General features: G+C 66.2%; 20 protein-coding genes and 1 pseudogene. 13 read left to right on the forward strand and 8 right to left on the reverse strand.

Annotation, left to right across the window (positions count from 1 at the left end):
- Window positions 1-20: 20 nt before the first annotated feature.
- From accD to CFB34_RS08310, 6 genes are all read left to right on the forward strand, one after another.
- The gene (gene accD, locus CFB34_RS08285) at window positions 21-893 is read left to right on the forward strand and encodes an acetyl-CoA carboxylase, carboxyltransferase subunit beta (protein ID WP_089427938.1); all 873 of its coding nucleotides are present in this window, start codon (window positions 21-23) and stop codon (window positions 891-893) included.
- 100 nt (window positions 894-993) lie between these two features.
- Window positions 994-2,304, forward strand: a complete 1,311-nt coding sequence (folC, locus tag CFB34_RS08290) for a bifunctional tetrahydrofolate synthase/dihydrofolate synthase (protein WP_089427937.1) — start codon at window positions 994-996, stop codon at window positions 2,302-2,304.
- Window positions 2,305-2,333: 29 nt separating this feature from the next.
- Window positions 2,334-3,185, forward strand: a complete 852-nt coding sequence (locus CFB34_RS08295; RefSeq protein ID WP_089442925.1) for an SPOR domain-containing protein — start codon at window positions 2,334-2,336, stop codon at window positions 3,183-3,185.
- Between the two features lie 6 nt (window positions 3,186-3,191).
- Window positions 3,192-3,686, forward strand: a complete 495-nt coding sequence (locus CFB34_RS08300) for a CvpA family protein (RefSeq protein WP_069251156.1) — start codon at window positions 3,192-3,194, stop codon at window positions 3,684-3,686.
- Window positions 3,687-3,737: 51 nt separating this feature from the next.
- Window positions 3,738-5,270, forward strand: a complete 1,533-nt coding sequence (gene purF / locus CFB34_RS08305) for an amidophosphoribosyltransferase (RefSeq protein ID WP_089442924.1) — start codon at window positions 3,738-3,740, stop codon at window positions 5,268-5,270.
- A 245-nt stretch (window positions 5,271-5,515) separates the two neighbouring features.
- Window positions 5,516-6,706: an O-succinylhomoserine sulfhydrylase gene (locus CFB34_RS08310; protein ID WP_089442923.1), complete on the forward strand. Its 1,191-nt coding sequence runs from the start codon at window positions 5,516-5,518 to the stop codon at window positions 6,704-6,706.
- Between the two features lie 132 nt (window positions 6,707-6,838).
- Here the strand turns inward: CFB34_RS08310 and CFB34_RS08315 are convergent.
- From CFB34_RS08315 to CFB34_RS08325, 3 genes and pseudogenes are all read right to left on the reverse strand, one after another.
- Window positions 6,839-7,777 (reverse strand): annotated as a pseudogene (locus CFB34_RS08315) (NAD-dependent epimerase/dehydratase family protein); the annotation flags it as partial.
- Window positions 7,764-8,810, reverse strand: a complete 1,047-nt coding sequence (gene gmd / locus CFB34_RS08320) for a GDP-mannose 4,6-dehydratase (RefSeq protein WP_089442921.1) — start codon at window positions 8,808-8,810, stop codon at window positions 7,764-7,766. The gene gmd and the pseudogene CFB34_RS08315, both read right to left, overlap by 14 nt.
- A gap of 37 nt (window positions 8,811-8,847) precedes the next feature.
- A complete protein-coding gene (locus CFB34_RS08325) occupies window positions 8,848-9,912 on the reverse strand; it encodes an acyltransferase (protein WP_089442920.1) in 1,065 nt (354 codons plus the stop codon).
- 499 nt (window positions 9,913-10,411) lie between these two features.
- On the opposite strand from CFB34_RS08325, the gene CFB34_RS08330 reads away from it, so the two are divergent.
- Genes CFB34_RS08330 through CFB34_RS08340 form a run of 3 tightly spaced genes read left to right on the forward strand, consistent with a single transcriptional unit; the run spans window position 10,412 to window position 16,559 of the window.
- Entirely contained in the window at window positions 10,412-12,604 is a 2,193-nt protein-coding gene (locus CFB34_RS08330) for a hypothetical protein (RefSeq protein WP_179243766.1), read from the forward strand.
- Window positions 12,605-12,630: 26 nt separating this feature from the next.
- Window positions 12,631-14,097, forward strand: coding sequence for a flippase (locus tag CFB34_RS08335; RefSeq protein ID WP_089442918.1), 1,467 nt, complete (start codon window positions 12,631-12,633; stop codon window positions 14,095-14,097).
- Complete coding sequence (locus CFB34_RS08340) at window positions 14,094-16,559, forward strand: glycosyltransferase family 4 protein (RefSeq protein WP_179243710.1); 2,466 nt, start codon at window positions 14,094-14,096, stop codon at window positions 16,557-16,559. The genes CFB34_RS08335 and CFB34_RS08340 overlap by 4 nt, the downstream gene beginning before the upstream one ends.
- Before the next feature lie 491 nt (window positions 16,560-17,050).
- Here the strand turns inward: CFB34_RS08340 and CFB34_RS08345 are convergent, their stop codons facing one another.
- The gene (locus CFB34_RS08345; protein WP_089442917.1) at window positions 17,051-18,226 is read right to left on the reverse strand and encodes an acyltransferase; all 1,176 of its coding nucleotides are present in this window, start codon (window positions 18,224-18,226) and stop codon (window positions 17,051-17,053) included.
- Window positions 18,227-18,443: 217 nt separating this feature from the next.
- On the opposite strand from CFB34_RS08345, the gene CFB34_RS08350 reads away from it, so the two are divergent.
- Together CFB34_RS08350 and galU are read left to right on the forward strand one after the other, a co-directional pair.
- Window positions 18,444-18,587: a hypothetical protein gene (locus tag CFB34_RS08350; RefSeq protein WP_006479318.1), complete on the forward strand. Its 144-nt coding sequence runs from the start codon at window positions 18,444-18,446 to the stop codon at window positions 18,585-18,587.
- A 230-nt stretch (window positions 18,588-18,817) separates the two neighbouring features.
- On the forward strand, window positions 18,818-19,705 hold the full coding sequence (galU, locus tag CFB34_RS08355; protein WP_011548079.1) for a UTP--glucose-1-phosphate uridylyltransferase GalU: 888 nt from the start codon (window positions 18,818-18,820) through the stop codon (window positions 19,703-19,705).
- Window positions 19,706-20,099: 394 nt separating this feature from the next.
- On the opposite strand, the gene CFB34_RS08360 is transcribed toward galU, so the two are convergent.
- A complete protein-coding gene (locus CFB34_RS08360; RefSeq protein WP_089442916.1) occupies window positions 20,100-21,218 on the reverse strand; it encodes an acyltransferase in 1,119 nt (372 codons plus the stop codon).
- A 257-nt stretch (window positions 21,219-21,475) separates the two neighbouring features.
- Here CFB34_RS08360 and CFB34_RS08365 point away from each other — a divergent pair, with 257 nt between their 5' ends.
- Together CFB34_RS08365 and CFB34_RS08370 are read left to right on the forward strand one after the other, a co-directional pair.
- Window positions 21,476-21,925: an HU family DNA-binding protein gene (locus tag CFB34_RS08365; RefSeq protein WP_011355701.1), complete on the forward strand. Its 450-nt coding sequence runs from the start codon at window positions 21,476-21,478 to the stop codon at window positions 21,923-21,925.
- A gap of 278 nt (window positions 21,926-22,203) precedes the next feature.
- Window positions 22,204-22,995: an AadA family aminoglycoside 3''-O-nucleotidyltransferase gene (locus tag CFB34_RS08370; RefSeq protein WP_089443368.1), complete on the forward strand. Its 792-nt coding sequence runs from the start codon at window positions 22,204-22,206 to the stop codon at window positions 22,993-22,995.
- Window positions 22,996-23,143: 148 nt separating this feature from the next.
- Here CFB34_RS08370 and CFB34_RS08375 read toward each other — a convergent pair whose 3' ends face one another.
- From CFB34_RS08375 to CFB34_RS08385, 3 genes are all read right to left on the reverse strand, one after another.
- Entirely contained in the window at window positions 23,144-23,617 is a 474-nt protein-coding gene (locus tag CFB34_RS08375) for a VOC family protein (RefSeq protein WP_089442915.1), read from the reverse strand.
- A 355-nt stretch (window positions 23,618-23,972) separates the two neighbouring features.
- A complete protein-coding gene (locus CFB34_RS08380) occupies window positions 23,973-25,130 on the reverse strand; it encodes a porin (protein ID WP_089442914.1) in 1,158 nt (385 codons plus the stop codon).
- 404 nt (window positions 25,131-25,534) lie between these two features.
- Window positions 25,535-26,482, reverse strand: coding sequence for a YihY/virulence factor BrkB family protein (locus CFB34_RS08385; protein ID WP_089442913.1), 948 nt, complete (start codon window positions 26,480-26,482; stop codon window positions 25,535-25,537).
- Window positions 26,483-26,486: the final 4 nt, after the last annotated feature.

Genomic DNA, 26,486 nt, shown 5'->3' on the forward strand with positions numbered 1-26,486 from the left:
ACGGAACAGGAAACCATACGATGAGCTGGCTCGACAAACTGTTGCCGCCGAAGATCAAGCAGACCGACCCGAAAAGCCGCAAGGGCATTCCGGAAGGCCTGTGGGTCAAATGCCCGTCCTGCGAGGCCGTGCTGTACCGCAACGACGTGGACGCGAACCTGCACGTGTGCCCGAAGTGCGATCACCACATGCGCATCGGTGCGCGTGAGCGTCTCGACGGACTGCTCGATCCGGAAGGCCGCTACGAGATCGGCCAGGAAATCGTGCCGGTCGACACGCTGAAGTTCAAGGACAGCCGCAAGTACCCCGATCGTCTGAAGGAAGCGATGGACGATACGGGCGAGACCGACGCGATGGTCGTGATGGGCGGTGCGATCCACACGCTGCCGGTGGTCGCGGCCTGCTTCGAATTCTCGTTCATGGGCGGCTCGATGGGCTCGGTGGTGGGCGAGCGCTTCGTCCGCGGCGCGCAGAACGCGCTGGAGCAGCAAGTGCCGTTCATCTGCTTCACCGCTTCGGGCGGCGCGCGGATGCAGGAAAGCCTGCTGTCGCTGATGCAGATGGCGAAGACCACCGCGATGCTGACCAAGCTGTCGGAGGCGAAGCTGCCGTTCATCTCGGTGCTGACCGATCCGACGATGGGCGGCGTGTCGGCGAGCTTTGCGTTCCTCGGCGACGTCGTGATCGCCGAACCGAAGGCGCTGATCGGCTTCGCCGGCCCGCGCGTGATCGAGCAGACGGTCCGCGAGAAGCTGCCGGAAGGTTTCCAGCGCGCCGAATTCCTGCTGAAGACGGGTGCGATCGACATGATCGTCGACCGTCGCAAGATGCGCGACGAGATCGCCCAGCTGCTCGCCCTGCTGCAGCGGCAACCGGCCGACGCGCTGGCCTGACCGGCGCGAGGTTGTGAACACTGCGCGTCGCCTGGCTTCAGTGTCAGGCGGCGCGCTTCGTTTTTTGGCGTAGTGGCGGCACCGATCCAGATTTGAACCGATGAGCACTTTTCCCACTCTCGACGCGTGGCTTTCGCATCTCGAACGCGCGCACCCGGTCGGCATCGACATGGGCCTGACCCGCATCGGGCAGGTCAAGGCGGCGCTGCAGCTCGAATTCGCTTGCCCCGTCATCACCGTCGGCGGCACGAACGGCAAGGGCTCGACCTGCGCGTTCCTCGAGACGATCCTCGTGCGCGCCGGCTACAAGGTCGGCTGCCACACGTCGCCGCACCTGCTCGAATTCAACGAGCGCGCGCGCGTGAACGGGCAGAACGTCACCGATGACGAACTGCTGCCGCATTTCGAGGCCGTCGAAGCCGCGCGCACGTCGCTCCCCGAGCCCGTCTCGCTCACGTACTTCGAATTCACGACGCTCGCGATCCTGCACCTGTTCGCGTCGCGCGGGCTCGACGCGGTGATCCTCGAAGTCGGCCTCGGCGGCCGGCTCGATGCGGTCAACATCATCGACACCGATTGCGCGATCGTCACGAGCATCGACATCGACCACACCGAATACCTCGGCGACACGCGCGAGAAGATCGCGTTCGAGAAGGCCGGGATCTTCCGCGCCGGCAAGCCGGCGATCTGCGGCGATCCGGCCGCGCCGCAAACGCTGATCGACCACGCCGAAGCGATCGGCGCCGATCTCTGGCTGGTCGGCCGCGATTTCCGCTACGAGGCGCAGGCAGGCGCGGAGCGCCAGCAGTGGAGCTACCTCGGCCGCGAGAAGCGCTATCCGGCGCTCGCGTACCCGGCGCTGCGCGGGGCGAATCAGCTGATCAATGCGTCGGCCGCGCTCGCCGCGCTCGAAGCGCTGCGTCCGGTGCTGCCGGTGTCCGCGCAGGACATCCGGCTCGGCCTCGCGAACGTCGAGCTGCCGGGGCGCTTCCAGGTGCTGCCCGGCAAGCCGGCGATCGTGCTCGACGTCGCGCACAACCCGCATGCGTCGGCCGTGCTCGAGCAGAACCTCGGCAACATGGGCTTCTTCCCGTACACGTACGCGGTGTTCGGCGCGATGCACGACAAGGACATCGACGGCGTGCTGCAGCACCTGAAGGGCGAGATCGACCACTGGTGCGTGACCGACCTGCCGCTGCCGCGCGCGGCCTCCGCGGAGCAGCTCGAAGCCGCGCTGCGCAAGGCCGGCGTGGAAGAGGGGCCCGATTCGAGCGTCACGCGTTACACGTCGCCTGCCGAAGCGTTTCGCGATGCACTAAAAAGAGCATCCGAGAATGATAGAATCGTGGTTTTCGGCAGTTTCCATACGGTTGCCGGCGTGCTGGCCTACCGTAAATCGCAGCAACACTGACTGACGGGCAGTTTCGGACTCAGCCATTCATGGGAATTTTCTCGTTCGGCAAGAAAGACGACGACGCGCCCCCGCGGCGCGGCGGTCGCACCGGGACCTCCCGGAACGTGCGCACGGAGCGCACCACTGAACGCGTCGAGCGACGCTCGCGCCGCACCGAGCGTCCGGAATCGGACGCACTGCTCCTCGATCCGACCCTTCCAGAAAAGCAACGCGCGCGCCGTCGCCTCGTCGGCGCGATCGCGCTCGTCGTCGCCGCCGTGATCGTGCTGCCGATGGTGCTCGACTCGCACCCGAAGCCGGTCACGGACGACATCGCCATCGATATTCCGAACCGGCCTGCGCACCAGGCCGTCGCACCGCGCGACGATGACGCCTCCGACGTACAGGCAGGCGTCGCGCACGACGAACCGCCGGCATCCGATGTAGCCGTGGCGGCTGCACCGGCGCCCGCGCCGAAGGATGCCGACAAGCCGGCCGCGAAACCCGAACCCGATACCACGACCACGGCGAGCGTGACGCCGCCGAAGCCCGCGCCGAAACCGGCCACCCCCGTGGCGAAGCCGGCCGCGCCGAAGCCTGCCCCCGCGCCCGCGGCCGTCGCGCGTACCGACGCCGCCAGCCCGGACAGCAGCGATGCTTCGTCGCCGTCGTCGCCGGCCGGTGCGCGTTTCGCGGTGCAGCTCGGTTCGTTCAAGGACGACGCGACGGCCCGTTCGTGGGCCACCAAATTGAAATCGGCGGGTGTGCCCGCATATGTCGAGCATCGCAAGCAGGCAGACGGCAGCACGGCTACACTGTTGCGGGCGGGCCCGTTCGCGGATCGTGCGGCGGCATCCGCCGCGATCGCGAAGGTGCGCGAAGCCGGTCTGACGCAGTAACGCACGATGCTGACCGCTTTCGACTACGCTGTATTGGCGGTGATCGCGTTGTCTGCGCTGCGTGGCGCGTGGCGCGGTTTCGTGTCCGAGATTTTCGGGCTGATCGGCTGGATCGCGGCGATCGTGATCGCGGGCCGCTACGTCGGACTGGTCGTGCCGTATATCCCGGCGAACTGGCCGGGCGGTGCGCTGACGCAGTGGGTGATCGCCTTCGCGTTGGTCGTGATCGGCGTGGTGCTGGTCGCCGGCGTGGCGAACGCGTTGCTGTCGCGGATCGCGCAGGCGAGCGGCCTGGGCGGCGTCGACCGCTCGCTGGGCATGATGTTCGGGCTCGTCCGCGGCTGCGTGCTGGTGGTGCTGCTGGTCGCGGCGGCCGGGCTGACCGAGCTGCCCAAACAGGAATTCTGGCGCAATGCGCTATTGCGTCCTTTCGCCGAACAGGGCGTGCACGAGCTGAAGCAGCTCCTGCCCGACGGCATGGCCCAGTACGTACGCGTGTGACGACGCGGCCGGGCAGGACGGAACCGATTTTGTCATTCTGAAGGACATGCCATGTGCGGCATCGTAGGCGTTATCTCCCAATCCCCGGTCAACCAGCTGATCTATGACAGCCTGCTGCTCCTGCAGCATCGCGGTCAGGACGCGGCGGGCATCGCGACGGCGGACGGCAGCAATTTCCACATGTACAAGGCGAACGGCATGGTGCGCGACGTGTTCCGCACGCGCAACATGCGCAGCCTGCCCGGCACCTACGGCATCGGCCAGGTGCGCTACCCGACCGCCGGCTCGGCGTCGAGCGAAGCCGAGGCGCAGCCGTTCTACGTGAACGCGCCGTTCGGGATCATCCTCGCGCACAACGGCAACCTGACGAACTGGCAGCAACTGAAGGACGAGATGTTCCGGATCGACCGCCGGCACATCAATACCAATTCCGACAGCGAAGTGCTGCTCAACGTGTTCGCGCACGAGCTGCAACTGTCGACCACGGGCCTCGAGCTCGATCCGGCCTCGGTGTTCAAGGCTGTGTCGGGCGTGCATCGCCGCCTGCAGGGCTCGTATGCGATCGTCTCGCTGATCGCCGGTTACGGCCTGCTCGCGTTCCGCGACCCGTTCGGCATCCGCCCGCTGTGCATCGGCAAGCTCGAGACCGAGCACGGCACCGAATGGATGGTCGCGTCGGAGTCGGTGGCCGTCGAAGGCATCGGTTTCGAATTCGTCCGCGACGTGCAGCCGGGCGAAGCGATCTTCATCGATCCGGCCGGCAACTTCCACAGCCAGCAGTGCGCGGAGCAGCCGACGCTGAATCCGTGCATGTTCGAATACGTGTACCTCGCGCGTCCGGATTCGTGCCTCGATGGCGTGCCGGTCTACAACGTGCGCCTGCGCATGGGCGACTATCTCGCCGAGAAGATCAAGCGCGAGCTGCCGAACGTGCCGATCGACGTCGTGATGCCGATTCCCGATTCGTCGCGCCCGGCTGCGATGCAGGTCGCCGCGAAGCTCGGCGTCGAGTACCGCGAAGGCTTCTTCAAGAACCGCTACGTCGGCCGTACCTTCATCATGCCGGGCCAGGCCGTGCGCAAGAAGTCGGTGCGCCAGAAGCTCAATGCGATGAGCATCGAGTTCAAGGACAAGAACGTGCTGATCGTCGACGATTCGATCGTGCGCGGCACGACCTCGCATGAAATCGTGCAGATGGCGCGCGATGCGGGCGCGAAGTCGGTGATCTTCGCGTCGGCCGCGCCGCCCGTGAAGTTCCCGAACGTGTACGGCATCGACATGCCGACGCGCGGCGAACTGGTCGCCCATGGCCGCACCGACGAAGAAGTCGCGAAGATCATCGGCGCCGACCACCTGATCTATCAGGACGTCGACGATCTGCGCCGCGCGGTGCGCGACATCAACCCGAAGCTCGAACGCTTCGAGGCGTCGTGCTTCGACGGCAACTACATCACCGGCGACGTGACGCCCGAGTATCTCGATGCGGTCGAGCGCGCGCGCCTCACGCCGGCATCGCAGGCCGATCGCGACACGGCGGGCGACACCGAACGCTCGCAGATGAACCTGCAGCTGTCGGTCGAGTGACACCGCCGCACGCTTTTGACGAAGCGTGATAGGATGTGGCCTTGCGTCGATTTGATATCAGCTTGCGGACGCGGGGCGACTTCCCAAAACAGCTAAAGCGAAGGCCGGTGGCAACCGGCCCGAGTCGATCGCTGTCGTACCGCACCGAAGCCCGCTGATGCCGACGCATAGCGGGCTTTTTGTTTTGGCCTGGTTTTGACTGGGTTCGCGCCACTCGCGCGACCCTCGAATACGGAAAACGGAACATGGACGACTCCCTCAACTTCGACACGCTTGCCGTGCGCGCGGGCACGCTGCGCAGCGACTTCAACGAGCACTCGGAAGCGCTGTTCCTCACGTCGAGCTTCTGCTTCCAGAGCGCGGCCGACGCGGCCGAGCGCTTCGCGAATTCGGAAGACTACTTCACCTATTCGCGCTTCACGAACCCGACCGTCACGATGTTCCAGGAGCGTCTCGCGGCGCTCGAGGGCGGCGAGGCCTGCATCGCGACGGCGTCGGGGATGGCCGCGATCATGTCGGTCGTGATGGCCGCGCTGCAGGCCGGCGACCACCTCGTCAGCTCGCGCAGCCTGTTCGGCTCGACGCTCGGGATGTTCTCGCAGATCTTCAGCAAGTTCGGGATCACGACGACCTTCGTCGACCCGACCGACCTGAACGCGTGGAAGGAAGCCGTGCTTCCGGAGACGAAGATGTTCTTCCTCGAGACGCCGTCGAACCCGCTGACCGAACTCGCGGACATCGACGCGATCGGCAAGATCGCGAAGGCATCGAATGCGCTGTTCGTCGTCGACAACTGTTTCTGCAGCCCGGTGCTGCAGCAGCCGCTGAAGCTCGGCGCGGACGTCGTGATGCACTCGGCGACGAAATTCCTCGACGGTCAGGGCCGCGTGCTCGGCGGCGCGCTGGTCGGCTCGAAGGAATTCATCATGGGCAAGGTGTTCCCGTTCGTGCGCAGCGCGGGCCCGACGCTGTCGGCGTTCAATGCGTGGGTGCTGCTGAAGGGGATGGAGACGCTGTCGCTGCGCGTCGAGAAGCAGTCGGCGAATGCACTGGAAATCGCACGCTGGCTCGATTCGCATCCGGCGGTTGCGCGCGTGTTTCACCCGGGCCTCGAATCGCACCCGCAGCACGAACTCGCGAAGCGTCAGCAGAAGGCGGGCGGGTCGATCCTGTCGTTCGAGCTGAAGGGCGACACGCCCGAGCAGCAGCGCGCGAATGCATGGCGCGTGATCGACAACACGAAGCTGATCTCGATCACCGGCAATCTCGGCGACACGCGCACGACGATCACCCATCCGGCGACGACCACGCACGGCCGCATCACGCCGGAAGCGCGTGCGGCGGCAGGGATCAGCGAAGGGCTGATCCGGTTGTCGGTCGGCCTCGAAGACGCGGGCGACCTGCGCAAGGATCTCGCGCGCGGGCTGGAAGGCTGAGCGAGCGGACAGGCGCCCTCATAGCGATGCGACGGAGCGCGCCGGCGAGGGCGCTCTGTCGCCATCGGCGACGTAGCTGCGGCGCACGCTTTCGCGCGTGCGGGTTCCGTTCAGCGGACGTGCCGGCACGTCGTCGCGTACCGCACTCACCATCCACTGCAGCGTTTCGTCGAGCGGCGTGACGGGCAGTTCACCCACCGCACGCCGCAGCTTGTCTCGCGACCCGCTCAGGCTCTTCACCTCGTTGTGCCGCACGAAGCGCGGATCGATGGTCACGTCGATCACGTAGCCGGCGATGCGGGACAGTATCGCCAGCACTTCTTTCAGCGAATACGCGCGCTCCGAGCAGACGTTGAGGATCTCGCCGGCCGGCGCGGTCTGGATCAGCTTCAAATAAGCGGCCGTTACGTCTCGCACGTCGGAGAAGTCGCGGCGCACGTCGAGATTGCCGAGCGATATCCGCGGTTCGTTGCGCGCATAGTGCGCGACGAGCTTCGGCAGCAGATAGGCATCGCTCTGGCCGACTCCCGTGTAGTTGAATGGCCGCGCGATCACGATCGGCAGCCGGTCGACCCACAGCTTCGCCGCATATTCCATCGCAAGCTTGCTGATCGCGTAGTCGTTCGCGGGATCGGGCGGGACGCTTTCGTCGAGCACGCCAGCCGTCGAATTGCCGTAGATGTTCGCGCTGCTCGCGAGCAGCACGGCCGACGGACGGCGGTCGAGACCCGCGAGCGCCGCGAGCAGGTGGCGCGTGCCGACGACGTTGACCGCGTAGGTCTGCGACGGGTCGTCTTGCGTGACATGCGCGCGCGCGGCGAGGTGCACGACCGCATCGGGGCGCGCGTCGGCTGCGGCCGCGCGCACTGCATCAGCGTCGAGCAGATCGACGGGCAGCAGCGTGCAGTTCGCGAATACCGGATCGTCGGACGGCGGCGAACCGGGCGCGACGGTGCCCCAGACTTCGTAGCCGGCCGCTTCGAGATGTTGCGCCATATAACGGCCGGTGAAACCCGTCAAGCCCGTAACGAATGCACGGCGCGGTGCGTGTTCGATATCAGAACGTGTCATGGTGCTGGTTCCTCGTGAGGTCCGCCTCGACCATCATCTGGCAAAGCTGTTCGAGCGTCGTTTCCGGCGCCCAGCCGAGCTTGCTTTTGGCCTTGTCCGCGCAGCCGATCAGCAGATCGACTTCCGCGGGACGATAGAACTTCGGATTCACTTCGACGAGCACATTGCCCGTTGCCACATCGAGGCCGCGCTCCTGCTCGCCCTTGCCGGTCCATTCGATCTGATAGCCGGCCGCCGCGAACGCCATCCGCACGAAGTCGCGCACGGTTTCGGTCCGGTTGGTTGCCAGGACATAGGTATCGGGCTCGTCGACCTGCAGCATTCGCCACATGCCTTCGACGTACTCGAGTGCAAAACCCCAGTCGCGTTTCGCGTCCAGGTTGCCGAGCTCGAGGCGCGTTGCCTTGCCGAGCCTGATTTTCGCGACGGTGTCGGTAATCTTGCGCGTGACGAATTCGCGGCCGCGCAGCGGCGATTCGTGGTTGAACAGGATCCCGCTGCAACCGAACAGGCCGTACGACTCGCGGTAGTTCACGGTCATCCAGTGCGCGAACAGCTTGGCGACGCCGTACGGGCTGCGCGGATAGAACGAGGTCGCTTCCGTCTGCGGAATCGACTGCACCTTGCCGAACATCTCGGACGTCGACGCCTGGTAGAAGCGCGTCCTCGGGCTCACGAGACGGATCGCCTCGAGCAGGTGCAGCGGGCCGAGGCCGGTGACGTCGGCGGTCGTGGACGGCTGCTCGAACGACACCCCGACGAAGCTTTGTGCAGCCAGGTTGTACAGTTCATCGGCCTGCGTGCGTTCCAGCAGGCGCATGCTCGAGCCGGCGTCCGTCAGGTCGTGCTCGACGAGCGTGAGGTTCGGGTGCGTGTTGACGCCGAGCTCGGCGATGCGCCAGAGATTGACGGAGCTGGTGCGCCGGTAGGTCCCCGTGACCTCGTAGCCCTTGTCGAGCAGCAGCTTGGTCAGGTAGGCGCCGTCCTGTCCCGTGATCCCCGTGATGATGGCCTTCTTGCGAGTTTGGGTCATGGTGTTGTCCTTGTCGAAATCGATGAATGGAAAGAATTCAGGCGGTCGTGCCGGCCGCAGCCGGCAGCGCGCGGCGTGCGGGGCCGCGCGTTAGGCGCCGTTCGAAGCTGTACCAGCTCAGGGTCGAGTACGCGAGCGTGATCGCGAGCGCCAGGACGGCAGTGACGAAGCGGTTCAGGTGCAGCGGCCACAGCGCGTACAGCACGCTGAGGTGGATCAGGTACACGGTGTAGCTGACGGTACCGACGTAGACGAGCATCGGGTTCGTCAGCACACGCTGCACGAGGCCGCGGCCGCGCAGCGCGATCACGACGATCGACGTGCACAGCAGCAGCGAGATGCTGTAGAGCGCGGCATTCGACAGCGGCGTGTTCGCGGCGCGGAAGCGCGGGAACGACAGGTGCAGCCAGCCGAGGATCGCGAGCGACACGAGCGCGCCGACGATCGCGAGCGGATAGAACGGCTCGAGCGCGCGCCGGTCGCGGCGCAGCACGATCGCGAGCAGCGCGCCCGCGGCGAGCAGGTCCATGCGGAACGGCGTCAGGTAGTAGATCGGCCAGAACGAGTCGAACCACGGCGTCGCGATCGCGCGCAGCACGGGGGCCGCGACGATCAGCGCGGCGGCGACCCACAGCAGCGCGCGCTCCGAGCACCACAGCACCACGAACGGCCAGAAGATATAGAACTGCTCCTCGACCGCGAGCGACCACAGCACGTTCAGGCTGTCATGGCCGATGCTGCCGAGCGACAGCCCGATGTTGGTCGAGAAGAACGCGAACCACGGCCAGTGCGGCAGCCAGCTCGCGCCGAACAGGATCGTCGACACCACCAGCAGCAGCACGTACGGCGGCAGGATGCGACGCACGCGGCGGGCGTAGAAGTGGCTGAAGTACGACTGCCCGCGCGCCTTGCGATCGAGCAGGATGCCGGTGATCAGCAGCCCGCTCAGCACGAAGAACAGGTCGACGCCCATCCAGAGCGGCGCCTTCAGCGCGTGCTGCAGGAACACGGCGCCGACCGCGATCGCGCGTAGCCCGTCGAGCTGCACGATGCGGCCGTGTTGCGGCGGGGTGAGATCCGCGGGTCGCGAGATGCCCGTCATCGCGCCGCTCCTTCGCGACGCGCGGCGTGGGCCGGGGCGTGTCGCGCATCCGATACGTAAACGTGAACGTAATGCATGCCATTAAATGAAATATCGAATCGAAATCGATTCTAGGGAAAAGAAATCGGCAAAAAAACGCGCGTCATTTATCTGACGGCAAATATTCAAATGCCGATTATTTCTGTCGCCGGGTGAAAGGTAGGCGCCCGGACGGCCCCGTCAGGCGGTGGAAGGCGGAATTTTCTACGGGACGGAAATCGAAAGGCGGTCGTTATTGCCGCTTTCGGGCGCCTTTTCGGCGCTGTTCCGGTTCGATATTTCACGCGGAAACATCCCCAAATATTTCCAAATTTCTTGTGATTATTTTTGCTTGTAACCTGCATCGCGACGTTTGAAACCCATTTAGCGACAGGGTGCGCCGGCGGCAGTCCTTGCGGCGGCCCGGTCGCTGTTGCATCAAGTCTGGAGAAGCGCATTGCGACGTCTGATTCTGGTAGGCATGACGGTGTGCGCGACGCTGCTGACGGGCGCCGCACCGGCCGAAACGGTGTTGCCCGCGACGACGTCGTGGATCGGCAATACGTTCGGCTATGGCGACGGCAGCTGGACGCAGATCGACATCCGCGCGATCGCGGTGACGCCTGAAGGCAAGGTGTATACGAATGCGCCGTGGGACGAGAGCGGGGCCGAGGCGAGCGTCTACCAGGACGGGAAGATGCTCGGCTTCGCCGGCGGCACGCACGGCTGGGGCAACCTCGGCGGCAGCGCCATCGCGGTGAACAGCAAGTACGCGTACGTCGCGATCGGTGTCGGCAACGAGCGCGGCCACCTGCAGTCGCCCGGTATCTGGCCGGACAAGGGCAAGCAGTGGTTCGGCATCTCGCGTCGCACGATCGGCGACCTGAAGCAGCCCGCGCCGTTCCGCGCGGCGCCGCAGGTCGCGCCGGGCGGCCGCGCGGACACCGGCCGCGCGCGGATGGCCGCGAGCTTCATGATGATGAACGAGGTGGCGGCGCCCGCGCGCTCGGAAGTGGGCGAGCAGAAGGCGGAAGTCGGCGGCCTCGCGGCCGACGACAAGACGCTGTTCGCGACGAATCCGTCGCGCGACGCGGTGGACGTGTACGACGCGGAGACGATGCAGCAGAAGGGCACGTGGAGCGCGCACGAGCCGGGCCGCCTCGCGCTCGCGGCCGACGGCACGCTGTGGCTGCTCACGGACACGATCAACGGGCCCGCGCACCTCGTGCACGTGCGCGCGGACGGCCGCAAGCTCGACGACGCGCCCGCGCTGCCGGAAGGCACCGACGCGGTGGACGTGGCCGTCGACGCGAAAGGGCGCGTGCTCGTCGCGGACAACGGGCCGCGCCAGCAGATCCTGATCTTCTCGAAAGGCGGCAAGGGCTATGCGCAGTCGGGCACGCTCGGCGAGCGCGGCGGCATCTTCGCGGGCCCGGTGCCGGGCCGGCCGGGGCCGCAGCGGTTCAACGGGCTGACGGGTGTCGGGGTCGACCGCACGGGCAACATCTACGTGTCGATGAACGGCATCGGGCCGCGCCACGACACGATCGGTGCAGGGCTCGGCGCGGTGCTCGAAAGCTACACGCCGGACGGCAAGCAGCGCTGGCAGGTGCAGGGGCTGCTGTTCGTCGACGGCGCGTGGCTCGACCCGGCGCGGCCGAACAGCGTGTACACGGGCAACAAGCGCTTCGAACTCGACCTGTCGAAGCCGCCGGGCCAGGACTGGAAATACGTCGGCTTCCTGTCGAACCGCTTCAAGTATCCGGACGATCCCGTGTTCCACACGGACCAGTATCCCGGCATGCCGTTCGCACGGCGCCTCGACGGCCGCACGTTCCTGTACCTGACCGACATGTACGCCGATCACCTGAAGATCTACCGCTTCGACGCGAAGCGCGACGGCGAGGTCGCGATTCCGTCGGGCCTGATCGCGGGGCGTGCGCGACCGGTCGACAAGGTGCCGAACAAGCCGCCGGGCGGCGACTGGCTGTGGCGCGATGCGAACGGCAACGGCCGGCTGGATGCCGACGAGTTCGAGATCAACACGACGGGCAAGGCGAAGGCGGGCGGCTGGGGCTGGTGGGTCGACACGAAGGGCGACATCTGGCGCACCAGCGACGTGCGCGGCATCCACCGCTTCCAGTACGGCGGCGTCGACAAGGCCGGCAACCCGGTCTACTCGTACGACAAGGTCACGACCTATCCGATGCCGCAGCCGTTCACGCAGTTGCGCCGCGCGATCTACGAGCCGCAGACCGACACGCTGTACGTGACTGGCTACACGGCCGACGCGCCGCCGCAGCCGGGCATCAACAAGGAAGTGGGGCGTGTGCTGATCCGCTTCGACAAGTGGTCGACGGGTTCGCCGGTCGTGCGCTACCAGGTCGCGCTGCCGTGGCAGCTCGACGCGAAGCCGATCTTCGACCTGATCGGGCTCACGGCCGAGGGCCGCTACCTGTTCGGGGTGGAGCCGGTCGGCAAGATCCACGTGTACGACAAGGAAACCGGCAAGGAAGTGGGCGTGATGAGCCCGGGCGCCGAGGTCGGCAAGGCCTCCGGCTGGGTCGACGTGCCGTTCGGCATCAGCGCGTTCCGGCGCGAGAACGGCGAGTACCTCGTGTTCGTCGAGGAAGACGCACGCGGCAAGGTGCTGATGTATCGCTGGAAACCGTGACGGGCGACGTCACACAAGGCAGAAGCATGGACAAAGGCATACTCAAGAACGTTTCGATCAACTTCATCGGGCTGATCCTGCCGACCTTCGTGTCGCTGGTGACGGTGCCCGCCTATATCCACGCGCTCGGCGTCGAACGCTACGGCGTCGTCAGCCTCGTGTGGACGCTGATCGGCTATTTCGGGATCCTCGATCTCGGGATGAGCATGGCCGCGCAGAACCACATCTCGAAGGCGCTCGCGAGCGGCAACGCCGACGAAAGCGCGCGCGTGTTCTGGAGCGCGTTCTGGCTGAACCTCGGCACCGGCATCGTCGGCGGGCTGCTGATCTATTTCGGCGCGTTTGTCTACACCGCGTACTTCACGAAGGTGTCGGCGGCGATGCAGCACGAGGTGTATCTCGCGCTGCCGTGGCTCGCGCTCGCGATTCCGCTGGCGAACGTGTCGTGGGTGTTCGCCGGCGCGATCAACGGCGCCGAACGCTTCGGCGTGTTCAACACGAACCAGACGATCGGCACGTTCCTGTTCCAGTTGCTGCCGCTCGGCGCCGCGTGGTGGATCGCGCCGAACCTGCAGACGGTGCTCGCCGCGGCGGTCGTCGCGCGGCTGATCGCCGCGGCGATGCTCGGCCAGGCCAGCATCAAGGTGCTCGGGATCCGGCGCATCGATCCGCCGCAGTGGGGCACCGCGAAAGGTCTGTTCAACTTCGGCGGCTGGATGCTGATCGCGAGCACGACGAGCATGATCGCCGACACGCTCGACCGCGTGATGCTCGGCGCCGGCATGGGCGCGAAGTTCGTCACGTACTACACGGTGCCGCAGAACCTCGTCACGCGCCTGAACATGCTGCCGAACGCGCTCGTGCGCACGCTGTTCCCGCGCCTGTCGGCGGTGGGCCGCGACCACGCGGACACGCTTGCGCGCCAGTCGCTCGAATTCCTGAACGGCGTGTTCACGCCGGTCGGCATCGTCGCGATCTTCGCGCTCGCGCCGTTCCTCACGCTGTGGGTAGGCGCGGATCTCGCCGCGCACTCGGCGCCGGTCGGCCGCGTGCTGGTGATCAGCGTGTGGCTCGTCGGCCAGGCGAGCGTCACGCGAATCCTGATCCAGTCGCAGGTCAACCCGGCTCGCGCGGCGTTCGCCGGGCTCGTCGAGATGCCGTTCTTCGTCGGCGGCCTGTGGTTCGGCATTCATCACTTCGGGCTGATCGGCGCGGCGGTGGTCGTCGCGGCGCGTGCGCTCGTCGACTACGGCGTGCTGCTTTACCTGTCGGCGATCCGGATGCGCGCGATCGTGCTCGACATGCTCGCGCACCTGGCGTTTCTGCTGGCGAGCCTGTTTCTGGCGCAGGCGTGGCCGGGGCTCGTCGAGTCGGTCGGTATCTGCGCGGTCGTGCTGCTGTTGAACGTCGCGTGGTCGCTCACGATGACACCGGGGTTGCGCGCACTCGTGCGCGACCTGTTTGTCCGTCTCAATGCGAGGAAAATGGTATGAATCGCGATCTGGCGGAACACGCCGTGTTGAATCTCGCCACCGCCGATGCGGCCGTGGCCGAAGCGGGCGATGCCGCCGCGCTGCGCCGGGCGCTGCCGGCCGAACGTGCCAGCGCACGCCATCCGACGCGCGCGCTGCGCGTGGCGATCGTCCACGACTGGCTCGTCACCTATGCCGGAGCCGAGCGCGTGCTCGAACAGATCGTCGCGTGCTTTCCCGACGCGGACCTGTTCAGCCTCGTCGACTTCCTCGACGATCGCGCGTTCGTACGCGGCAAGCCGGTGACGACGTCGTTCATCCAGAAGCTGCCGTTCGCGCGCACCAAGTACCGCAGCTACCTGCCGCTGATGCCGCTCGCGATCGAGCAGCTCGACGTGTCCGAGTACGACCTGGTGATCTCGAGCAGCCACGCGGTCGCGAAGGGCGTGCTGACGGGGCCGGACCAGGTGCACATCAGCTACGTGCATTCGCCGATCCGCTATGCGTGGGACCTGCAGCACCAGTATCTGGAACAGTCGAACCTCACGCACGGGCCGAAGTCGCTGCTCGCGCGGATGATCCTGCATTACATCCGCAACTGGGACACGCGCACCGCGAACGCGGTGGACGGTTTCGTCGCGAATTCCGCGTTCATCGCGCGGCGCATCAAGAAGGTCTACCACCGCGACGCGGCGGTGATCTTCCCGCCGGTCGACGTCGACGCGTTTTCGCTGAACGCGGAGAAGGAGGATTTCTACCTGACCGCGTCGCGGATGGTGCCGTACAAGAAGATCGACCTGATCGTCGAAGCCTTTTCGCGCACGCCCGAGCGCAAGCTCGTCGTGATCGGCGACGGCCCCGAGATGCAGAAGATCCGCGCGAAGGCCGGCCCGAACGTCGAGATCATGGGCTACCAGCCGTTCGCGGTGCTGCACGACCGGATGCGGCGTGCGAAGGCGTTCGTGTTCGCGGCCGAGGAGGATTTCGGGATCTCGGTGGTCGAGGCGCAGGCATGCGGCACGCCGGTGATCGCGTACGGCAAGGGCGGCGCGCTCGAAACCGTGCTCGACCCGCAATCGGACCTGAACCCGACCGGGCTCTTTTTCGACGAACAGACGCCGCTCGCGATCGTCGCGGCCGTCGACGATTTCGAGCGTGCGCCGCAGCGCTTCACGCCGACCGCCTGCCGCACGAACGCGGAGCGGTTTTCCGCCGATACGTTCCGGCGGCGCTTCCTCGACTACGTGGAGGCGGCGCTGCCCGGCTCGACCGCGCAGCGCGGCACGGCGATCGCGCCGATGCCGGCCGCGCGCGGCCCGGCGACGCTCGTGCTCGACCAGAGCGGCGTGCTCGGCGGCGCCGAGCTGTCGCTGCTCGAGATCATGAAGCACATGCGCGCGAACGCCGATGTGCTGCTGTTCGACGACGGCCCGTTCCGTGCGGCGCTCGACGAGATCGGCGCGCGCGTCGACGTGGTCGACCAGGGGGCGCTCGCGGGCGTGCGCAAGCAGGGCGGCGTGTCGCTCGGTGCGTTGAAGCAGCTCGTGCGGCTGGTGCGCGACGTCGCGCGCCGCGCACGCCGCGCCGAGGTGATCTACGCGAACACGCAGCGCGCGATGGTGGTCGCCGCGCTGGCCGGGCGGCTCGCGCGCAAGCCGGTGGTGTGGCACCTGCGCGACATCGTCAGCACCGACCATTTCGGCAGCAAGCAGTTGCTGGCGATCAAGTACTGCGCGCGGCTCGGCGTCACGCGCGTGATCGCGAATTCCGATGCGTCCGCGCAGGCGTTCCGGACGCTGACGGGCTTCACGCCGCAGCACGTCGACGTCGTGTTCAACGGCATTTCGGCCGAGCCGTTCGACGCGCTGGAAGGCGTCAGCCAGGCCGCGCTGCGCACGCGCCTCGGGTTGCCCGAAAACGCGTGGCTCGTCGGTTCGTTCAGCCGGCTCGCGCGCTGGAAGGGGCAGCACGTGCTGCTGGAAGCCGCCGCGCGGCATCCCGACATGCACGTGGTGCTGGTCGGCGCGCCGCTGTTCGGCGAGGACGAATACGCGGCGCAGTTGCACGAATACGTCGCGCGGCACGGGATGGACGAGCGCGTGCATTTCCTCGGGTTCCAGCGCGACGTGGCCGCCTGCATGACGGCGGTCGACGTCGTCGCGCACACGTCGATCACGCCCGAGCCGTTCGGGCGCGTGATCGTCGAGGGGATGCTCGCGCGCCGGCCGGTCGTCGCGGCCCGTGCGGGCGGCGTCGTCGAGATCATCGAGGACGGCGACAACGGGCTGCTCTGCGCGCCGGGCGACGCGGCCGCGCTGGCCGATGCGCTGGCTACGCTGAAGCGCGACGGCGCGCTGCGCGAGCGGCTCGTCGCGAGCGGGCGGGCGACGGCGGTGCGCCGGTTCGGCACCGAAACCTACGTGGAGCGGGTCGAGAAGATCCTCGCGGATACAGTGAAGGCGGCGAAGGCGAAGAAGCGCTAGCAGCCGTCGGCGCGAGCCGGTGGGAAACGGGCCCTCATGCGGCGGTGTGCTGCGTGGGGGCTTTGTTTTTCAGCGCCGGGGGCCTTTGTCGGGCGGGCGGTGGGCAGGTTGTTGTGCGTCGCGTGGGGCGCGCTTGGCCGATTGTTGAGTGGGAGGGCGCGGTTGGTGACGCGAGAAGGCGACGCCAATGGTGGCGTCAGAGGAAGACTTCAGAAGATGACGTCAGAAGGTGACGCCAGAAGGTGACGCCAGAAGGTGACGCCAGAAGGTGACGCCAGAAGGTGACGCCAGAAGGTGACGCCAGAAGACCGCGCCCAGGCAGTCCCGGTGGCGAAAGGCGGTCGAGGGCGGCTCCTGCGGGCCGTGGCGCGGCCCGACGCCCGAAGGCTACCCACCCCCCGCCAACCCGGCATGCCGGCGCGCTCAGGCCATGAAAAAGCCCCCGCGCGGCGCAGCGCCGCGCGAGGGCTCGGGAAAGCGTTCCGGCCGGATCAAACAGCCCGTTCAGGCGCCGGCGTAACGACCCGAGCGGGGCGAGCCGGCTTGAAGCTGGCCGACCACGTCATCGCGGGCCGTTCGAACATCCGGTAGAACACATACGCGACCGGGATCGCGGCGGCCATGAACGCGAACGACGGCCAGATCGACAGCTGCAGCTCGGAATGGAACAGCACCGAGCCGAGACAGACGAACAGCGGCAGGTGGATCAGGTACAGCGAGTAGCTGAAGTCGCCGAACCAGCTCAGCACGCGCAGCGGCGGCGTCGGGCGCGGCGGACGGGCGAGCGCGCGGTACAGGAAGCACGCGAAGCCGGCCGACCACAGCTGGAACGCGCCGTACTGGCCGAAATGGAACGCGCCGCAGCCGGCGGCCAGCAGCACGGCGGCCGCGCCGTACCACGCACGCGACGGCACGGCGGCCGCGCCGCGGGCCGGCTGCGCGCGCACGTCGGCGATCCACGCGCCGATCGTCCAGGACAGCCAGTACGACGTGAAGAACTGCAGGTCGTGCCGTTCGAGCAGCCACGCCGACGCGACGTTGACGAGCGCGACCGCGGCCACGACCGCCGGCATGCCGATGCGCCGGCGGATCGCGAACAGCAGCGGGTAGATCGCATAGAACTGCACTTCGAGCGACAGCGTCCACAGCGCGCCGTTCGACCCGTACGTGTAGCCGGCGACGCCCTGCAGCGAGAACAGGTTCACGAGGAACGCGACGAGGCCGACATCGCGGATCTTGTGGCTGACGGGCTCGATCTGCAGGCTGACCGAGTCGAGTGCGAACGTAAACAGCAGCGCGGCGAGCAGCACCGGGTAGATGCGCGCGAACCGGCGCACCCAGAAGTTCGGCGCGTCGAGCCGGTAGGCGGGATCGGCCGCGAGCTTGAGCGCCGCGTTGCGATGGATGCAGTAGCCGCTGATCACGAAGAAGATCGGCACGCCGGCGGAGCCCCACGCGAACGGGAAGGTCAGGTAGCCGGCGATCGCGCTCGGGGTGAGCGCATGGCCGTAAGCGTGATGGAAGCTTTGCATGCCGACCCAGACGACCTGGCGGCAGTGGAAATACGCGACGAGCAGCGCCGCGAAGCCGCGCATCGCGTCGATCACGTATTCCTTGTGATCGGCGACGGGCGGCGCGGCCAGAGACGATCCGCTGAAAGCTTGCATGCGATTCGATTCCTTGCGACGGATGGACGGGAAGTTTCATCCAATCGTAATGCGCAAGAATTCGATCAATGAATAAAAAAATCTCGCCGTGAAATATCGCAATTCCACATCATGGTTTTATCGCGTTCAGAAAGCGGCTCCGCGACGCGGGTCAATTATTTACCGATTTTTTTCTGATAGTTTGAAGCTCCAGTTGATTGATGCAAGGAGCGGCAAGATGGACATGCATTGGATCGCGAGCGCTGCAGTACTGCTGGTCATGGCCGTGCTGTCGGCGTACCGTGAGGCGCTGAAGAACGAACCGATTCGCCCGGGTCTCGAACGGGGCGGCGTGCCCTATATCGAGGAATTCGAATCGTAAGAATTTGTATCTGGAAAATCGGTAATTTGTTTCTGCCTCGGCACTCGGTTCGGCAATATCGACCGGGTTGAAAGGATTATATTTTTTCCGGAATCATTGGGCAATCAGTCCATATCGAAAATGAGCGGAGTCGAATTGGCCGTACCGTCGATTCTCGATATGCCGTTCGGAACACAATCGCGCCGGGTCGCGGGTCGACGCGGCGCAGTCAACGCAATCAGGATGCGAACATGTTGAAAGTCACCAAGGCCGTGTTCCCCGTCGCCGGTCTCGGCACGCGGTTCCTCCCGGCAACGAAGGCGAGCCCGAAGGAAATGTTGCCCGTCGTCGACAAGCCGCTGATCCAGTACGCGGTCGAGGAAGCGATCAACGCCGGTATCACCGAGATGATCTTCGTCACCGGGCGCAGCAAGCGCGCGATCGAGGATCACTTCGACAAGTCCTACGAGATCGAGGCCGAACTCGAGGCGCGCGGCAAGGAAAAGCTGCTTGAACTGGTGCGCGGCATCAAGCCGAGCCACGTGAACTGCTTCTACGTGCGCCAGCCGGAAGCGCTCGGCCTCGGCCACGCGGTGCTGTGCGCGGAGAAGCTGGTGCACGGCGAGCCGTTCGCGGTGATTCTCGCCGACGACCTGCTGCACGGCGAACAGCCGGTGCTCAAGCAGCTCGTCGACGTGTTCGACCACTATCACAGCTCGGTGATCGGGGTCGAGACGATCCCGCGCGAGGACAGCCGTTCGTACGGCGTCGTCGAAGGCCGCGAATGGGAAGAGGACATCATCAAGCTGTCGGGCATCATCGAGAAGCCGGCGCCGGAAGATGCGCCGTCGAACCTCGGCGTGGTCGGCCGCTACGTGTTCATGCCGACGATCTTCGATCACCTGCGCAAGCTCAAGCCGGGCGCCGGCGGCGAGCTGCAGCTGACCGATGCGGTCCAGTCGCTGCTCGCGAACGAGCAGGTGCTCGCGTATCGCTACTACGGCACCCGCTTCGACTGCGGCAGCAAGATCGGCTATCTCAAGGCCACCGTCGAGCTCGCGCTCCAGCATCCGGAAGTGAGCCGCGAATTCGAGGCCTACCTGCGTACCTGCTTGCCCGCGCTGGCTGCTGTCGCCTAAGCAGCCGCGCGCTCCGTTGTTTCAGGTGGTGGTTGTTCCGTTGGCCCCGGCCGCTCGCGCGCCGGGGCTTTTTTGCGTGTGCGGGTGCGTCAGTGCGCGATCGCCATGCGTGCCGCTGGGGTGCGTGTCGTGGCGGATCGGTTTCAGGATCGGGGTTGCGTGCGGAGTGGGGCGCGCCGACGAGCGCGGACGTCACGGCTGAAACCGGTGCCGCGACGGGCGCCTGGATCACAGGGTCGGCGGTTCGATTGCGCGATGCGTATCGACGTTCGCGACTGCATCGGTTTTGCCGGCACCGGTCGATGACGCGACGGCTGGAGTGTCGAGCGTCAGCGCCGGGGTGTGGTGTGAAGCACCGCTTCCTCGCTCGACCGTTGCCGTGTTCGTGCCGTATTCAACGCGCCGACGTGCTTGGCCGTGCGACGAAATACCGGGCCAGCATCGCGGCGACCGGCTTCTTGAAATCGAGCAGCCGCTTTTCGAGATAGCGCCAGGACAGGTGCGCGAGCAGCACGGCGAGCGCGAACTGCAGCAGTTCGGGTAGCGTGTCGCGGACGATTTCCGGGATGGTCACGTGCGCGACGTGCGCGGGCAGCACGCCGAAGCGCGCCGGAATGAGGTTGTGGAACAGGTAGAAGCCGTAGCTGATCGTGCCGAGATAGGCGAGCGGCGCCCAGTCGAGCAGCGCCACGACCGGATGCCCGGGTTCGCTGACGATCCACAGCAGCAGCGCGCCGAGCGACGCGGACAGGCCGAGATCCGCGAGCCCCGCGATCGCATCGGGCAGGGGCGTGCAGGCAGGCAGCACGAGGAAGAACACGACGCCGGCCGCGCCGAGCCACCCGGGCGGAATGCGGCGCACGGCGGCCGCACCGCGATCGGCGAGCGCCATCGCGCCGACGCCGCCGAGCGCGATCAGCGCGAAATTCCATGGCGAAAACGCGTAGATCAACACCGGCGACGCGTCGCACAGGTAGAGCGCGAGATGCGCGAGTGCGCACAGTACGATGGCCGCGATGCCGAGCGCGACGTGTCGCGCGGCGGGCACCGCGAGCAGCGCGAGCGGTGCGATCAGATAGAACTGCTGTTCAACCGCGAGGCTCCAGAAGTGCGACGTGGAGCCCGGCCAGCCGTCCTTGACGACGCCGATCCAGTAATTCGACAGGAACACCGCGTGCCACGCGAGCCCGAGATTGACGCCGCGCTGGTAGAACAGCGCGTGCGCGATCGCGAGCGCGGCGAGCAGCAGGTAATAGACGGGAAAGATTCGCAGCGCGCGTTTCGCGAGGAACAGCGCGAGCGCGTGGCGGCGCGTCATGGTGCCGCACTCGACCGCCTGGCGGTTGCGATGCAGCTCGCCGACGATCAGGAATCCGCTGATGAGGAAAAACGTCCACACGCCAAGCTTGCCGACGTCGACGGCAAGGACGTGGCCCTTGTGGGACAGGAAAACGAGGATGACGGCGAGGGCTCGCAGGCCGTCGAGTCCTTTGACGTATGTGGCTTCGCGCATGGAGGCATCCGGGCATTGAGCGAGCCCAGTATAGGTGCGCAAATATCGAACGTAATTCGCATTCGGGTGCCTACGTGAAGGCGTTTTTTGATGCTGGAGCGTCGATGAAATCGGTCGCATGCAAAAAAACCTGCGGGAAACCCCGCGAAAACGCATAAAAGTACTGCACGAAGCGTCAAGGCGCTTGTAGAATCCGGCGTTGAAGCGCGCGCGTTGCACGCTTCGTGTATCCAACGACCACACCTGGTAGGAGAAACATGGCGACTTCCGCAAAAAAGGTGGCCAAGAAGGCTGCCGCACCGGCCACCAAGAAAGTGGCTGCCAAAAAGGCTGCGCCCGCGAAGAAAGTAGTAGCCAAGAAGGTTGTCGCGAAGGCGGCACCGGCTGCTCCGACGCCGCTGAAGGACAAGTTCACGAAGGCATCGCTCGCAACGCACATCGCTGAGCGCGCAGCTGTCGAGGTGAAGGCTGTCAAGGCAGTGCTCGTCGCACTCGAGAACGTCGTGCTGGGCTCGGTTCACAAGAAGGGCGCGGGCGAGTTCACGCTGCCGGGTCTGCTGAAGATCACGGCGCAAGTCGTGCCGGCGAAGAAGAAGCGCTTCGGCAAGGATCCGTTCACGGGCGAAGAGCGTTGGTTCCCGGCGAAGCCGGCCAGCGTGCGCGTGAAGGCACGTGCGCTGAAGAAGCTGAAGGACGCAGCAGCGTAATGCTGCGCAGTGGCTGCCGAATGCATGTCGGCAGCCGCTGCGATGTCCGACGATCCCCGCACGCGAAAGCGTGCGGGGATTTTTATTGCGCTGCGCAAATCGCGCGGCAGCGAAGCGGCGAAATGGCGGGAGGTCCGGTTCGACGCGTGACGCACGACGGAAGACGCGCCGCGCACGCGCAATGACGAGCGGCAATCCTCTGCATGCTTGCAGCAGATCCGCCGCTGCCTGTCGCGCGCGCTGTGCCGGTTGCGTGCGCATCGCGAGGCACATGCATCGTGATTGAATGCATTCCGGACGAAATCGCAGCCCAGGTCACCGCCGCGTGCGACACGATCGAGCGGCATCTCGGCGCGACGCTCACGGCACTCCACCTGTTCCGATCGGCGCTCGAAGGCGGACTGAAGCCGCGCAGTGACGTCGACCTGCTGGTGACGGTCTCGGCGCGGCCGGACGAATCGACGCGGCACGCACTGATGCTCGACCTGCTGGCCGTGTCGGCGCCGCCTGGTCGCGCCGGCGGCATGCGCGCGCTGGAAGCGACCGTCGTCGCGCACGATGCGGTCGTGCCGTGGCGTCATCCGGCGCGTCGCGAACTGCAGTTCGGCGAGTGGCTGCGTCACGACCTCGAGGCCGGCATCGTCGAACCGGCGCGCGTCGATCACGATCTGGCGATCCTGTTGACGAAGGTGCGGCAGCACAGTGTCGCGCTGGTTGGCGCGCCGGCGGCGGCGCTTTTCGAGCCAGTGCCCGCACGGGATTTTGTCGCCGCTCTGCTCGCGACGGTTGCGCAGTGGAACACCGAACCGGACTGGCGCGGCGACGCGTGCAACGTGGTGCTCGCGCTCGCGCGCATCTGGTACAGCGCCGCGACCGGCAGGATCGCGCCGAAGGACGTCGCGGCGACATGGGTTCTGGAGCGCCTGCCGCAAGCCTGCCGGCCGGTTGTCGCGGCGGCGCGTGCCGCCTATCTCGGCGGCGAGGAGGACGCGGCGATCCTGTCGAGCGAACTCCTTGCCGCATTCATCGGCTACGCGCGGCGAACGGTCGAATCGATGCTGTCGACGTAGCGGCGGATGCCGCGCGCGTGCCCGGCTTGGGCGCGACGCCGATGAGGATCGTCGGCACTGGCGCGGCAGTCGCGCGTGCATGCGGTCGAGCCGGATGCCTGTCAGCGCCCCGGCGCGTCATCGCGCATGCGCCGTGCGACGTGCCTCGTCAGCCCGCCGTACCCGCGTAGGCGGCTTTCAGCGCGGCGTCGTCGAGCTTGATCATCTGCATCATCGCGGCGGCCACGCGCGTGGCCTTGACCGTGTCCCGGTCGGACACCATCGGGATCAGCGTTTCCGGAACGATCTGCCACGACACGCCATAGCGGTCTCTCAGCCAGCCGCAGGCGTCGGCCGTGCCGCCGTTGTCGAGCAGGGCATGCCAGTAGCGGTCGAGTTCCGCCTGGTCGGCGCAGCTGACCAGCAGCGAAATTGAATGGTTGAACGTATCGGTGCGCGGGTGGCTCATCGCGAAGAACGGTTGCCCGAACAGTTCGAACTCGACCATCCGCGTGCCGTCGGTGCCGGGCACCGTCGTGACGCGCACGATGCGCGAATCCGGAAAGATGCCCGCATAGAAGGCAGCGGCTTCTTCCGCTTCCGCCGCGTACCAGAGGAAAGGCGTGATCTTCTGAATCGTCATGGCGTATCTCCTGTGTGAATGGGGCGATGCGCGAACCGCGTGCCGCCATCGAGACGACGGATGACGATTGCCGAAATCGACACGCTTCGGCACATGGCGATCGCGGTGCCGGCAGTGCGGATGGTAGTCGCTCGGCGGACGGATGGCGACCGGTGCGGCGCTTCGCAAACGGTGTTCCCGGCGCTTGGCAGCCGCCAGGCGCCGCTGCTGGCCGGCGGGCGGTTCCCGGCCCGTGCGCGCGCCGCGGGCACGCGGGAGACGGACGAAAAAAAGCCAGTCGCGGCCGAAACCGGGACTGGCTTTCCAGGTCGGCGGCAAGGCGTCGGAGACGCCATGCACGCCGGAAACGTACTTCTTAGAACTTGTGACGCAGGCCGAGTGCGACGATTTCCTGCGAGCTCTTGCCGGCGATGCCGTACGAGCCGACCGACGCTTGCGCATCGCTGCCGTCGGCGTTCTTGCCGCTTGCGTGCTGATATGCGCCAACCAGATAGACGTCGGTACGCTTCGACAGCGAGTAGTCGGCGCCAAGCGAAACCTGATGGTACTTGGCGTCGGTCTGGCCGCTGCCCTTCGTGTAGATGTAGCCGAGGCCGAGCAGCAGCGGAGCCGATGCCTGGTACGTGACGAATGCGCGACCCGTGTTGTACTTCTGGTTCGTGCCGAACGCCGAATTCGCATCCGCCTTGTACTGCGCGTTGCTGTAGCCGAGGCCGAACGTCACCGGGCCGAATGCGTACTGGCCGGCCACTTGTGCGATACCGATCGACGACGACGACGTGTATGCGTTGTTGATGAACGCGCCCGAACCGTCGAAGATCGCGTCCGACGTGCCGGCCCAGCCGGTGCGCACGCCTGCAGCGCTCAGCGGAGCCGAGTTGTTGGCGTGGAAGTAACCGGCAGCCAGGCCGAGCGGGCCGTTGTTGTAGGCTGCAGCTGCGGCCCACGTCTGGCCCTTGCCCGTTGCGCCGGCGACACCGCCGAGTGCGTACATGCCTTCGAACTGGAGGCCGCCCCAGACCGGCGACGTGTACTTGATCGCGTTGCTGACGCGCAGGCTGTTGTCGTTGTTGTCGACGTCGCCCGGCGTGGCGAACACGCTGCCGAAGTAGTTGTCAGCCGTGACTGCCTGGACCAGGTCGACCAGCGGGTCGTACTGGCGGCCGAGCGTCAGCGTACCGTACTGGTCGCTTTGCAGGCCGACGAAAGCCTGGCGACCGAACATGCGGCCACCCTGGCCCAGTGCACCCGATGCCGAGTTGAAGCCATTTTCCAACTGGAAGATCGCCTTCAGGCCGCCACCGAGGTCTTCCGAACCCTTCAGGCCGAAGCGGCTGCCTTGCAGGTTGCCGCTACCCATCGACCACGAATTGTTACCTTGACCGTCGTTACCGTGAACATAGGTGATCGACGTATCGATCACGCCGTACAGCGTCACGCTCGATTGAGCATGAGCAGCGCCAGCGGCGCCCAGCAGGGCGAGCGAGAGGGTCGAGAGAGCAAGTTTCTTCATCGTTGAATATCTCCACGCAAGTGATTCATCGTTATTTGTTGCGGATTGGAGAATAGCTCAGTGCCATCGACGCAAGAAAGCTTAAAAAATAAAGTGTCTCGAAAAGGTAACAGCGAGAAAAAGTCCATATATATCAAGTACATCAACGACTGTTTCTGTTTTTGAAAAAGTTGACAGTTGCTGCGATGCGATTGTTTCGCTAGTTGATGCGCATCGCGGCAGGAAGCCTGTTTCTACCCGTTCACGCACGGAAACCGAAGCATGCAAACGTTTGCGATTGCGGCAACGAATGCGCGGGCATGCAAAGAACGTGTCAACGCCGCGCGGATGCGCGGCGGGCAGCGTGGTTGCAAAGCGGCGAACGGGTGTGCGGGGGCGTGCGGCGGCGTGGCGAAAGCGGTGGGTCAGTCGTCGCGCGTGCCGTCGGTGGGTCGATCGATGGGGCGATCGGCTTGAGCAGTAACGGCCGGTGTGGTGGTCGCGGCGGGTCGATGCGCGTTGCCGCGGGCGGCCGCGAATTCCGCGCCGAGCAGCAGCACGATCGCGGAGAAGTACAGCCACATCAACAGGACCGCGAACGATCCGGCTGCACCGAATGCACTTGCGGTGCCCGCGTGCGCGAGGTACAGCGCGAACAGCTTCTTGCCGCCGGAGAACAGGATCGCGGACACGATGCCGCCGATCGCGGCGTCGCGCCATGCGACGCGCGCATCGGGCAGGAACTTCATCAGCGCGGCGAACGCGCCCGCGAGCACGGCGATCCCGACGAAGAACTGCACGAGGTTCGTGACGATCACGTATGGCGAATTGCCCAGCAGCCAGGTGCCGACGAACGTGATCGCGGTGTCGAGCACGAGCGACACGATCAGCAGGAACGCGACGCCGAGCACGAGCCCGAACGAGATCAGCCGCACGCGCACGAGCCCGAGCATGCTCGACCAGCGGTTCTCGGTGGCGGGCCAGATCACGCTGAGCGCGGCGCTGAGCGACGCGAAGGTGGCCGACGCGCCGATCGCGAGCGCGGCGAACGAGATCAGGGTGGCCAGGCCGCCGCGCTCGCCCGCGCGGTGCGCGTTCTGCACGATCGTCTGGATGCTGGCCGCCGCGTCGTCGCCGATCAGCTGATGGGCCTGTTCGAACACCTGGCCGCGCGCGGCATCGTCGCCGTAGAACCAGCCGGCCACGGCAATCACCATCACGAGCATCGGCGCGAGCGAGAACGCGGAGAAAAAGGCGATGCCCGCGGCCATCGCGGAGCAGCGGTCGGACGAGAAGCGCTTGAACGCGGTGAGGGCCCAGTTGGCCTGTTCTTGCGCGAGACGGGTGGCTTCGGAGGTGATCTGTCGTTTCATGACG

The sequence above is a fragment of the Burkholderia sp. HI4860 genome, assembly GCF_002223045.2.
Lineage (GTDB): Bacteria > Pseudomonadota > Gammaproteobacteria > Burkholderiales > Burkholderiaceae > Burkholderia.